This window comes from Chryseobacterium sp. sg2396, assembly GCF_042610505.1.
Classification (GTDB): Bacteria; Bacteroidota; Bacteroidia; order Flavobacteriales; family Weeksellaceae; genus Chryseobacterium.
Map to the genome: position 1 here is coordinate 79,540 of NZ_JBHGAQ010000016.1, position 13,474 is coordinate 93,013.

The window sequence follows — 13,474 nt, forward strand, 5'->3', positions numbered from 1 at the left end:
CTAATTGCTAATTGCTAATTGCTAATTGCTAATTGCTAATTGCTAATTGCTAATTGCTAATTGCTAATTGCTAATTGCTAATTGCTAATTGCTAATTGCTAATTGCTAATTGCTAATTGCTAATTGCTAATTGCTAATTGCTAATTGCTAATTGCTAATTGCTAATTGCTAATTGCTAATTGCTAATTGCTAATTGCTAATTGCTAATTGCTAATTGCTAATTGCTAATTGCTAATTGCTAATTGCTAATTGCTAATTGCTAATTGCTGATTGCTAATACATTAGAATGCAAGTCCCACACCGCCCGAAATTCTACCTCCGTCTTCTCCGGTAAAATAATCTATTCTTGCAGAAAACATTTCCACGATATTTAGCCAGAATCCGGCACCTACGCCCTGATGCCATTTGGCTGAGGATTCACGGTCCATCCACACCCTTCCGAGATCATAGCCGATCAGCACGCCCATATTTGCCGGGGCAATACTGTTTTTAATACGTCCGAAATCCCAACGGATTTCCGTGTTGTTCACGACATAGGATTTTCCGGCAAACCTTTCGTTCCGGTAGGCCCGCATCTTATTGTTTCCTCCGATGGCGGCAGCCTGGTAAAATTCAAAATTATTATTGTTGATGATCATGGCATTGGCAGAATTGGCCAATACGAATTTTCCGCGCTTATCGATCCGGTGAAAGATATTCAGCGTTCCCTGGAATGAAGCGAAGTTCTGGTTGAATTCCGATAAATTTGCTTTCCACCCTGCATTCAGGGCCAGCTCCAGTCCGAGGGTTGGGAAAGCCGTGTTGTCAAGGTTTCTGAAGCCGAAGGTATAATTGGCTCCTGCAAATTGCTGCCCTTTAAATACTTCAGGATTTACATCTGATGAAACGGCGATGAAACGGTCGTCGTTCCGCTGCACTTTTGCCTGTTCGAAGCTCAGTTGAAACTGGTGTTTCAGTCCGTGCCAGCTCGTAGTTGAAACGGAAGGTGCCAATTTGAACTGCGAAATACGAACCCGGTTATAATCCCTTTCTACCGCTTCCTCATCATACACGGTTTCATTGCCCAGCCCAAAGAACGTTCTTGCAAAAAACGGAGTGGTGTATGAAGCGTCGATGCCGGCGTCCCAGCCTCCGATGGCTTTTTTAAAGACGCCTTTATAGCCGAGATTAAATCCGCCCGTTGCGGTATATATATTGGCCCTTAGGGTATGTTTCTGGGTAAACGGATCACGGATGAAATTATTCACGGTATAATTGGCAACTACACCTAAAATAATTCCGTCATCCGGATTGAAATTCGCATTAGGATAGCCTGCAAAGAAATTGTACTTCGGATGTTTGTAATCGTATGTATTAACATTGTAATCATCCGAAATATGTTCTGAAGTACCTTTTGTATGGTAAGTATTTTTCTGGGATTTGAAATCGTAGATCTTAACCCGGCGTCCATCGGCCACGTTATAGGTGTCATGATTATAGCCTCCGATCAGGCGGATGTTGATCTTCGGTTTTCCTTCGCCTGAAACTTCGTAAACATCATCATCTTCAAGACCGTAGATCCAGAGCTCTCTCGTTTTGGAATCGTCGTAAGTCTTTTCAAAAACCAGTTCGGGATTTTCCTGTTTTTTATTGAGTTTGTATTGTTTGACATTAACCGTATTGCCGTTTTTTGTAATCAAAAATTTATCGGGATGAACGGTTCCTGCCAGCGGTACTTTTTTCTGGAGTACGTCATAATACTGGGATGCATAGATCCCGAGTTTTGCTTTTCTTGATTTTAATTTCCGCTGAATATCGGCAAGGGTTTCATCCTGTACTTCTTTCGGCAGATTCCTGAAGGCTTCGTCGATATCCTGATCCGTAAGATGTTCCTGTATATATTTCGCCTGGGCTTTCCAGTCTGCTTCCGTAGCCCCTTTCAGGAACACCAGATCCAGCGGATAAGGCTCCATGGAAAACCATTTCACATTTTTAAGATCATCCTTAAACGTTTTCATGTGGCGGATGGCCGGAATATTCATGATGATTTTGAAGGCTGCACCATCATATTTGCTGAAAGCCTGATCCCGGTCTCTCGGAATCGGCTTGTAGATCACCTTATCACCATTTTTGTATTCCGCCCATTTCCACTGGTCGGCATGCCGGTCCCAGTCGCCGATCAACATATCGAAAATCCGTGCCCGAATGTAGGTTTCCTGATCGACGGTATATTTATAGCTTTTATTAAAATTTTTCAGCACGTCGTCTGTAGAAACGATATCCTCTGCGCCGTCCAGCGAAGCCAGGGTTTTCGGATCTGATGAAAAACGCTCCTCGATCATATACATTTCATCCCCGAAATGCGTATTATATTCACCCAGGGTTTTTTGCTTTGGAATATAGAATAGTCTGGGATTGCTGTGGTAAAGCCCGATCTTATCTGCCATATTTCCCACGGCAAACGGGGTAAAAGGATGGTTGGTCGTGTAAAAATCCAGAAGGAACTTTTCCGGGAAGGTATTGTCCAGCTCATTTCCGAAAGTACTTTTCCGGAAAGCCATATTGTTAAGGAAACGCACGGCACTTTTCTTTACGCCCCGCATCACGAATTCCTGCCCGTCCTTTGCTTTCAGCCTCAGGCTGTTCGACTGGTTCCCGCCTCCTTCACGGAACGGGGTATAACCGCCGTCAAGCATTGAAATATCGGCAGTCGGTGCTTCTACCGGCATACCGTAATATTTCCGGTAATGCTCACCCCAAAGCCAGGTATAGAACTTTCCTTTCCGGGTTAATTTTTCAGGGTAAATAGTAGATGAAACGGTTGATGGAAAAGAATCAGGAAAGTTATTTACAAATTCTTTCGGCTGAGCTATTACCTGAATGTGGGAAAGGCTTTCCGGGGAATTGTCTTTTGTGGAAAAATATTCCACATCGGAACTTTGGTCTTTCCGGAGATTTAATACGGCAAAACCGCTTCCTCCGTAAGAAAAATCACTGTCTTCACGAATGGAAGCAGGTTCTACTTTGGAACCGGCACCACTGACGATCTGCCGGATGTTCCTGTTTTTATGATACTGCAGGTTGTGGTCGTGCCCGGAAACAAAAATGATGTTTTCCTTATCCTGAACAATGCTTCGGATACGGCCGGCAAGATCTGCGTAATGCTGGTTGGTAATGTCCTCCGGACTGGCTCCGGAAGAACTTCTCAAGATATTAATAAGACTTGCCACACCGGGCACCGGAATCCTGCTTTTTAAAGGATAAAGGTTGGATCGGGCAGAAGTAAATCCGGCATGGGTTCCGGTGCTGATCAAAGGATGATGCATCGCTACGATGATCCTTTTATCCTGGTTTTTATTGATTAGATCTTTAAATTCAACAAACAGGTCTTCGCGGGTTTTGATGTCACAGTTTTTATTGATACCCGGGTATTTGTCCCAGTTCAGCAAGGCCCATTCGGAATCGATGACAATCAGTTTAATATCTTTGGTGAGGCTGATGTCGTCAATCGGGCAGGAGTTTTTAGGAAGAAAAGCTTTTTTATCGTTTAAATAGTCTTTTACGAAATCTTCCTGTGCTTTGAGGCCTTCAAGTCCGCTGTACCAGTCGTGGTTTCCGGGGATAACGAGTGCTCTACCTTTGAAGTTTTTCACGATGGCCAGCTGGTCTTCCAGTTTCTTTTTGGCCGTTTCGTAGTTTTTATCGGATTTGTCGGGCATTCCTTTCGGATAAATGTTATCTCCCAGGAAAATCAGCATCGAGTTGCTGTCTGCGGTTTCCAACTGGCTTTTCAGCATATCCAGAGTCCGTTGCCCCTGTGGCTCATCCGCATTTCCCGCATCACCGACCAGGAAAAGCTTGAAATCGTTTCCGGACAGGGTTTCGGAACGGCTTACCTCGGATAAGTTTTTGCCTTTTTTTACGTTATATGTTGCGCATGAATACAGAACGCCGGCAGACAGAAAAAGCCTGAAAGCAACGGAAGTATTTTTTAGATGCGTTTTCAAGTATAAATTCATAAATTTACATTAATAAAATCTCGGTGATGAATATTTTACACAAGGCCAAAGATTATGTGGAAAGCCTATTCAAAGATAAACTATCTTCGGTATATTTTTATCATAATTTCATACATACTACTTTCACGGTAAACAAAGCGGAGGAGATCCTTAACAATACAGGCGTTTCTGAAAAAGATCGGGAAAAAGTACTGCTGGCCATGTGGTTTCATGATACCGGGTACATAGAATGTGCCAAAGATCATGAAGAAGCCGGGGTAAAAATTGCAAAAGATTTTCTGCAAAATGAAAGGTATCCTGAAGAATACGTCGATGAGGTATCGCAGCTGATCCTGGCCACCAAGATTATGTATGAACCCCAGAACCTCCTGGAAAAAATCGTAAAGGATGCCGATTACAGCCATTTTGCAAGCCGCGATTACAATGAGATTTCCGATGCGTTGCGAAAAGAGTGGGAACTGACGAACGTAAGGTGCTATTCCAACGATGAGTGGAATGCCGGCAACCTCGATATGCTGAAAAACAGGCATCGTTTCTACACCGATTATGCAAAGCAGCATTGGCAGCCCCTGAAGGAAAAGAACATTAAGAAGATCGAGAAAAAGCTTGAGAAGGATGACGGCATGAAAGAATCTTCCGAAAGTAAAAAAGAGAAAGAGCCGAAATCCGACCGAAGCGTAGACACCTTATTCAGGGTAACGTTGGGAAATCATACCCGGCTGAGCGATATTGCCGACAGCAAGGCGAATATCCTCCTTTCGGTGAATGCAATTATCATTTCGGTCTGCCTTTCCGTATTGGTTCCGAAACTTGATGCACCTAAAAATTCGCACCTGATTATCCCGAGTTTTATCCTTCTGGTATCAAGTGTATTGACGATCGTTTTTGCCATTTTATCGACTAAACCGAACGTAACCAAGGTAAGATTTACCGCCCAGGATGTTGCCGACCGGAAGGTCAATCTTTTGTTTTTCGGAAACTTTAACCGGATGATGTTTGATGACTACCATTCGGCGATGAATATCCTGATCAAAGACCGGGATTATATCTATGATTCTATGGTAAAGGATCTGTATTACCTGGGTAAAGTGCTGGACCGGAAGTACAGGCTGCTTTCAATAACGTATCAGATCTTTATGGCCGGGATTATTATTTCCGTGCTTTCTTTCGGATATGCTTTCCTGAGCCTGTAGAATCCAGAAAAGCTAATGTCCGATAGTCAAGAGAAAGCAAAGTGAGTCGTGGGAGAATTTTACCACAAAAGACACAAAAGCTTTTTAAACACATTAGAAATAGAAGATATAAAATGAAAGCTTTGAAAACATTTCAGAGCACATAAGTTTTTAAAAATCTTTGATTTTTATGTGATAGGTTATAAAGCAGGTGGATTTCGGAACGTGCTAAGCCATTAAGACATAAGAAGAGTAAATTGAATACAAAATATTAAATATCATAAGGATCAAAATTTCCTCCCGTGGAGGGGTGGCGAAAATTCAAAGAATTTTTGACGGGGTGGTTGATCTAATCGGTAAGAGAAAATTTCACTACAAAAGTCACAAAAGATATTAATGCTGTATAAAGAAGTTTAATGATGCGTACTGATAAAATCGCTCAAAAGTTTTTAAAAATCTTTGATTTTTTATCTGATGTGTTCTAAAATATTTTCAAACGATTAAAATTCTCTCTGTGACTTATGTGTTAAAATTAAAGCGTGATCATCTATCTGTGAAAATCCTTGAGATCCTTGATAGATTGATTCCCACTTACTTTTCATTGCACCAAGGAAACCCTTAAAGCCAGAAGTCCCGTGATGCCCTGCAGGTCTTCGACTTTTAAAAACTCAATGTCACTCTGAAGAATCCCTTTTTTCTGCAGCCTGCCGATGTAGTCGAGGTATTCCCGCTGGTTTTCCATTCCGAAATAAACAACGGTGATTTTTCCGGGGCAGGTAATGCGTTCGCCGGAGTCTTTTACATGGGCTTTGTCCAGCCGCTTTTTAATGATCTCATAATAAGAATTATAGGCTCCGTCTACATCGAAGCGCTTTTCATCCATCCTGAAACGGATATCAATTTTTTCATTATATACAAAAATCAGGGAGGCAATCTCAAGATCAACCGGAAGGTCTTTCCTGAAGTTGCGGAATTCCAGCTCCATATTACAGATGGTTTTCAGCTGCCAGTACCTCAGTTTATGGACCACTTTGGAGTGGTAATGTAATCCGGGAGCAATATTCTGTCCGATATATAAATTATGTTCGATGCCGTCGGATTTAAATCTTTCATAATAATGCGGAAAGATCTGCTGGGCCGTGATCTGTGCTTCGTCCAGCACATCTGCCAGTTTCCGGTTCACCAAGGTAATGGAATCATCCAGGCTTTTTCTGTTGTTGTAGAAAAGCCCGCTTTGCATAAAAATAAGAGAAAAATAATCTTTAATTTTTGCCTTTACTTCACTGGAGGATTTTACCTCGAGCCTGCCCTGCAAAAAAGGGTGGATCTCATCCCTTAGCAGCCTTTGAAAACGCTGTTCGGTATCTGCCTTTATTTCGTGGTCCAGCTCATTCTCAAAAATATCCAGTGCCAATATGTATTTTTCGGAATCTGAATTAATCATTGAGAAAATTTCCCGGAGAGCGTCAATCTGCCTGTTGAGATCCTCCAGCATCAGCTGGTACCGTTTCTCGGAAGAAGAGCGGATGTCTGAAAAGCCGAAGAGCGGAGTTAAATTTTTAAAGGAAATCTGTTTTAGCGAATATATTTTTTTTCCCAATGAAGCATTGAAATATTTCTCGGCTTCATTCCTGAATTTCCAGACCACACTGTCGTGGATGGTGGTATATTCCCGCTGGATGATGGCTTCGATCTGATAATTTTTTTCAAAGCTGAAACGGTTAAGGGAAAACAGGATCATATCCGTGAAAAATTCAATTTTTTTAAGCTTAAGTCCGTTGAAACTGTTTGGAATAGGGGAAGTAAACTCCATGATGGCAATCAGTTCGTTGTCCTTCATGATAGGAATGACCATAAAACTGTTGATTTCGTTGTCTCTTAAAATACTGAATGAAGGAAGAGACTTGATCTCGTGGTCCAGATTTTCGATATTGGAAACCACGATGGGCTTCGAATTATGGTTTAAGTTGGTAAATGTTTTCTTTCTGGTTTCCGAATCAAATGTATTGATCCAGAAATCCAGAATATAATTGGTGAATACATTTTCATAGATCGGGAGCTTTTCCAGCCGCTGGTCTTTTCCGTTAAAAAGCATGAGCCCGAAGCTGAGTTGTGCAACATCAAAATATGATTTGAAGATTTCTGTCAGATTTTCATCCGGCTTTATATTTTCCGGATCAATCCGGATCATGCTGGATTTAAGATCTGACAGGGCAACCTCAGAGGTGCAGTCGACAAGGGAAATAATGGAAAAACCTTTCAGAACCCAGGATTTTGAGGGGAAATATTTTTTCCAGAGCCTGTAATCGTCGAGGTTTTCCAACAGCATATCGATGACTTCCTCCGAGGGGATCCGTGCATCTTCCGTAGGATATACTTCTGTAAAATCGACATTTACTGATATTTTATAATGCTTCATGATACCCAGTCTGTTGGGAATATCATAGTACAACGGGAGCGTGCTTTTAATGTCTCTTTTAAAATAGGCCTGGAGGATCAGGCAGCAGCAGAAAACATAAAACTCATCATCATCAATATTCCTCAGCTCGATTTCAAAATCTTTTCCGGCGTCTTTCAGTATCGATTTGAACCGTTCGGTATAATTAAATGTAACATTGGACAGCGGGATACCGGCTGCTTTTATTTCATTATGGGTAAGTCCGGTAGGAAAGAGGTCTGCGAGCAGAAGGCGGATAAGGTCTTCACTTTTTTCCAGCAGGGAAATGTCCTGAAAGCCATCCCTCAGTTCCCGGAAATTTTTTGTCTTTTCAATCAGCGATTCAGCATAATTAACGCGGTACTCCAGACGATCGTTGTACCGGATATGTTCCAGTACATCCAAATATTTTTTAAATGAGATATACACCTGAAAAGGAGTATCTTTTTTATAGAAGTCCGACAAAGCTGAAATTTAGAGTAAAGGTATGAAAAAACCATGATTGATATGGAAGATCAGGGTATCGTAATGGTAATTTTAACCTAGAAGAAAAAAACAGGATAAAAGATTTAATAAGTAAGCGTCTCTTCCCTGCGTATTATAAATTGTGGATTTTTTAAAATAGCTGACAAATCGAAATAGTAAAGAATTATTTTCCAATACGCCATACAAAAAAGCACAACCTCAGGCTGTGCTTTTTATAATGATTTATAAATATTTTTTACAATCCGAAGAGTTTTGCAAATAAGTCAGGGAAAACGCCCAAAACAACTACTGAAGCGATAACGAATACGCCAACTATATTGTAAGTAACCGTTACTTTTTCTGAAGATTTGAATGTGCTTTCTTTAAAGAAGAACATGGAAATGATCAGTCTTAAATAATAAGCAATAGAAAGGGCAGACCCCAATACCGCGACCAATACAAGGAATACGCCGTGCTTAGAATTCATTGCCTGGGAGAATAAAGCAAATTTCCCCATAAATCCAGCCGTCAAAGGAATCCCCGCCATAGAAAGCATGGAGATCGCTGCTGCCGTTGCCAGTAAAGGCTCCGTTTTCGCCAATCCTTTAAAAGCGCCGAAAGAAGTTTCTCTCTTCAGTTTTTCTACATAGATCAGGCACATGAAAACCCCTACGGTAGATAAAGCATATGCAAATAAATAAAATGCTAAATTATACGTGGAAAGACTGGTCATTCCGAAAAATACCAATCCGATATATCCTGCATGGGAAACGGAAGAATAAGCCAGCATTCTTTTGGCGTTGGTCTGGGCAAGACCCATTACATTCGCCAATAGTAAAGTGATGATCAGGAATACTCCGAAAACGTTGATCCATTCTGCTGTAACCCCTCCAAATCCGATGGTCATCAGTCTGAACAGGGCAAAGAATCCTGAGATCTTCACAACACTTGCCATAAAGGCTGTGATCAGTGAAGGTGCTCCGTAATACACATCCGGGCTCCACATGTGGAAAGGTGCCAATGCTACTTTAAATGCAAGGGCACAAAGAATAAGCAACACCCCAAGAATAAACATCACATCTTTAGGATTCGAAACTCCGAAATCCTGGATTTTATATAAATCGAAACTTCCCACACTTCCATAAATAAATGCAATACCAAACAGTAAGAAACCTGTGGCAAACGCACCCATCAGGAAATATTTGATCGAAGCTTCATTAGACCTTAAATCTGTTTTATTCGCTCCTGCCATTACATACAGAGGAATTGAAAGGATCTCAACGCCTAAGAACAGCGTGACCATATTCTGGTATCCGAAAAGGATGATCCCTCCACAAAGGGCAAAAAGCATCAAAGCGTACAGTTCCGACTGGTGGCTTCTGTGGTTGCTGAATGCAAAACCTCCCAGAAAGAACAGTAATAAAGTGGTTACGATTGATATTTTAGTAAAAAGCGCAGTATTTTCTGTGTAGTCATACATATGCCTGTACTGTCCGAAGAACGAAAGTTCCGGCATGAAACTTACCCATAATGCGATGATTAATCCCAAAATCCCAATGTATCTTGCGAATTTCCCTTGTTCAAAAACTCCTGAAAATAACGCAACAACTGCCGTTAGGAAAACAATAATTAAAACACTCATTTCTTAAAATATCAAATTAGCTTACCATTGACTGGTAGATAAACTTCAACGAACTATTCACCATTTCGATGATCGGTTGCGGGAAAATACCGAATACGATCACAAAAACCGCTAAACTTGCCAATACCGAGAATTCTACGGCAGAAAGGTCTTTGGCTGTACTCAAAACCGCTTCATCACCCTGTCCGAACATCGCTTTTCCGTAAAACCTCAACAGATAGACTGCGGCAAGGATTACCGTAAGTCCGGCAATAACTGCCGCCAATCCGTTAAAATCGTACACCGATTTCAGCAGGATAAATTCTCCGATGAAACCGTTGGTTAACGGAACACCCATGGAACCCAGTATAATAATCAGGAACAACACGGCAAACTTAGGCGCTACTTTTGCAAGTCCTCCCATCTGTCGGATGTCTCTGGATTTAAATCTCTTATATAAAATGTCACAGCAGTAGAACAGACCCACCACGTTAATCCCGTGGGCAAAAGTCTGTACCAAAGCTCCTTCCGCTCCTTCGATGTTGAACGTTCCTCTCAGGGAAATTACGGCAGAGGCAAAAATACCTGCTACCATCAGTCCAACATGGGAGAAAGATGAATAGGCAATGATTTTCTTCATATCCGTCTGGATGATCGCGATCAGAGCACCGTGTACAATCCCAACAATCGCCAGGATGATAACGATTTGTCCGGAAATCCCGGCAATCGGAATTGGTGTGATTGGTAATAAATAACGCATCACTCCATACACTGCCATTTTAAGCATAATCCCCGATAAAAGCATTGATCCCTGTGTCGGAGAATATGTATAGGTATCAGGCTGCCACGTGTGGAAAGGGAATACCGGCAATTTCACTGCGAAAGCAAAGAAGATAAACCAGAATACCACCGTTTGCTGCGTTTCGTTCAGCTGGGCATTGTATAAATCCGTAAGCGCGAATGATGCAGAGTGGTTGTACACATAGATCAATCCGGCCAGCATGAATAAGGATCCTACAAAAGTATATACGAAGAATTTCGTTGTGAATTCAAATCTTTTATTTTCCTGTCCCCAAAGCCCGGCAATAAACCAGATCGGGATCAGAGTTACTTCCCAGAAAATATAGAACAGCAATCCGTCCAGAGAAGTGAAAACACCTACCAGACCGAACTGCATCATCAGAATCAGTCCGTAGAAGGTATTTCTGTAGCTTACATTTTCATTAAAAGAAGATAAGATAATGATCGGCGTTAAAATATTTGTCAGCAATAAAAGAAGAAGGCTCATCCCGTCGATTCCGAAGTGAAGGGAACTCTTCATAAATTGTGACCAGGGGTAATTGATCTCGTGCTGCAGTACGCTGTCTACCGTCGGATTATAATCAAAATCCGCTGCGATGTAGAAGGTAACCAGCATTTGTACCAACGCAATTCCCAGTGCCAAATATTTGCTGGAATTGTTTTTCCAGGCAAAAACTAATCCCGAACCTACAAGAGGTAATAGCAATAATGTTAATAACAAACCCGACATTATTATTGTAATAAAAAGTTAACAATTAATATAATTCCCACCGCTAAAGACATGATAAGAATATAGTTCTCCACATTTCCGTTCTGGATACGCTTCATAGCTCTTCCGCTGTCTTCAGCGCCATCGCCTACGAAGTCTACAAAACGGTCAAGGATTCCTTTATCAAACATTCTTCCTCCGCGTCCTAATCCTTCAACAGTTTTTACAACAATCGCATTGTAAAGTTCGTCAACGTATAATTTCTTGGCAGACAGTTTCTCCCATCCGGTGTACATTTCTTCCGGAAGAGCCTGCTTTTTCTTGTTGACGTATGTATTTTTAACAAAAAACCAAACACAGAAGAACATCAGAACCGTTGCACCTAAAAGGATCATTTCAGTACCGAAAGGAACTCCTGAAAGGGTAGCTTCCATCTGGTTGTAGCTCTCCTCAGTAAGCACCGGCTTCAGCCATTCCATTAATTTGGCGTAATGACCGTGTCCGATGAAGTGAGGAAGGTTGATAAAACCGCCTATTACGGAAAAGATGGCCAATACGATCAAAGGCAGCGTCATATTAGACGGGCTTTCATGTAAATGGTGCTTTTGCTCTTCCGTACCTCTGAACTCCCCGTGGAAAGTAAGATAATACAGTCTGAACATATAAGTTGCCGTAACTGCCGCTAAAATAAATAACATTACCCAATAGATCGGGTTTTTAGAAAAAGCAGCTACGAGAATTTCGTCTTTTGAAATCATCCCGGATAACAGAGGGAACCCGGAAATGGCCAGTGTACCGATCAGGAATGTGGCATGCGTAATAGGAATGTATTTTCTCAGGCCACCCATGAAACGCATATCCTGCTCGTTGCTCATCGCGTGGATCACAGAACCTGCTCCAAGGAACAATAATGCTTTAAAGAAAGCATGTGTCATCACGTGGAACATTGCAGTGGTATAAGCACCCAATCCCAAAGCAATGAACATAAATCCAAGCTGTGAAACGGTAGAGTAGGCCAGTACTTTTTTAATATCGTTCTGGCGCAGTGCGTAGAATCCGGCCAATGCCGCCGTTAGGAATCCGATGAATAAGATCCCGTCCTGAACGCTTGGTGCCAATGTGAATAAAAAGTTAGATCTTACGACCAGATAGATCCCTGCCGTTACCATCGTTGCCGCGTGAATCAATGCAGAAACCGGGGTAGGACCTGCCATTGCATCAGGAAGCCAGGTATATAGAGGAACCTGAGCCGATTTACCGGTAGCTCCGATAAATAAACTCGCCGTGATAAAGATGATAACGCTTCCGTCCAGTTCAAATTTACCGGCATTTTCTTTTATGGTTAAATAATCTACAGCATTCGTCTGAGAAGCAAGCATGAAAATTCCGATCAGTAACGCAAGGTCACCGATTCTGTTCATAATAAATGCCTTTCTTGCCGCTTTACCGTATTCTTCGTTGGTATACCAGAAACCGATCAGTAAATAAGAACACAATCCTACACCTTCCCATCCGATGAAAAGGATCAGGTAGTTGCTTCCCATTACCAGTAACAGCATGGAGAAAATGAAGAGATTTAAATAAGTGAAAAACTTATAGAACCCTTTGTCGTGGCTCATGTATCCGATAGAGTAGAGGTGGATTAAAGAACCGATTCCCGTAATGATCATCACCATCATTAAAGACAGCTGGTCGATCTGGAACCCGAAATTGATCTGAATACCATTTACCCTGAACCATTCAAAAGCTTTTACAATAACGGGCTGGCTCTCTGAATTGAAACCCAGGAAAATGCTAACTGCGATGCAGAAAGAAGCAAAAACCATTGCCGTAGCCAGGCTACCCACCACAATTTTCGGAAGATTTTTCCCGAACAGTCCGTTAATAAGAAAACCTAAAAGGGGTAAAAGTATTATTGCATACACTAAATTTTCCATTCTTATCCTCTTAATTTATTAAATATACTTACATCAACAGAACGGGTATTTCGATATAGCATAGCAATAATTGCCAGACCTACCGCCACTTCCGCAGCAGCCACCACCATAATGAAGAAAACTAAAAGTTGTCCGTCTCCGTTCCCTTTGTAGGCTGAAAATGCAGCCAGCAAAAGGTTTACAGAATTCAGCATAAGCTCTACACAACCCAGAATAACAATCGCATTTTTTCTCAGCAATACGCCCAACACGCCCAGACAGAATAATACTGACGAAAGAATGATGAAGTAGTTCAGAGGGATGCTTTGTATAAATGTATTTACTTCTCCCATAA

The 13,474-nt window shown here is 41.6% G+C and carries 7 protein-coding genes; 1 reads left to right on the plus strand and 6 read right to left on the minus strand.

The features are described 5' to 3' along the window. Positions 1–281: 281 nt before the first annotated feature. On the minus strand, positions 282–3,986 hold the full coding sequence (locus tag ACED20_RS16360; protein ID WP_378105777.1) for a metallophosphoesterase: 3,705 nt from the start codon (positions 3,984–3,986) through the stop codon (positions 282–284). 38 nt (positions 3,987–4,024) lie between these two features. Between ACED20_RS16360 and ACED20_RS16365 the strand changes: the two genes are divergently transcribed. Then, the gene (locus tag ACED20_RS16365; protein ID WP_378105779.1) at positions 4,025–5,191 is read left to right on the plus strand and encodes a Pycsar system effector family protein; all 1,167 of its coding nucleotides are present in this window, start codon (positions 4,025–4,027) and stop codon (positions 5,189–5,191) included. Between the two features lie 577 nt (positions 5,192–5,768). Here ACED20_RS16365 and ACED20_RS16370 read toward each other — a convergent pair. From ACED20_RS16370 to nuoK, 5 genes are all read right to left on the minus strand, one after another. Next, positions 5,769–8,072 carry a GAF domain-containing protein gene (locus tag ACED20_RS16370; protein ID WP_378105782.1) on the minus strand — a complete coding sequence of 768 codons (2,304 nt, stop codon included), beginning with the start codon at positions 8,070–8,072 and terminating at the stop codon, positions 5,769–5,771. 256 nt (positions 8,073–8,328) lie between these two features. After that, positions 8,329–9,714 (minus strand): NADH-quinone oxidoreductase subunit N, encoded by a 1,386-nt coding sequence (locus ACED20_RS16375; protein ID WP_294232505.1) that lies wholly within the window; start codon positions 9,712–9,714, stop codon positions 8,329–8,331. Between the two features lie 16 nt (positions 9,715–9,730). Next, positions 9,731–11,224 carry a NuoM family protein gene (locus ACED20_RS16380; RefSeq protein WP_294224824.1) on the minus strand — a complete coding sequence of 498 codons (1,494 nt, stop codon included), beginning with the start codon at positions 11,222–11,224 and terminating at the stop codon, positions 9,731–9,733. A gap of 2 nt (positions 11,225–11,226) precedes the next feature. Next, positions 11,227–13,140, minus strand: coding sequence for an NADH-quinone oxidoreductase subunit L (gene nuoL / locus ACED20_RS16385; protein WP_294318016.1), 1,914 nt, complete (start codon positions 13,138–13,140; stop codon positions 11,227–11,229). A 2-nt stretch (positions 13,141–13,142) separates the two neighbouring features. Then, positions 13,143–13,472 (minus strand): NADH-quinone oxidoreductase subunit NuoK, encoded by a 330-nt coding sequence (nuoK, locus tag ACED20_RS16390; RefSeq protein ID WP_027380123.1) that lies wholly within the window; start codon positions 13,470–13,472, stop codon positions 13,143–13,145. Between the last annotated feature and the right edge of the window lie 2 nt (positions 13,473–13,474).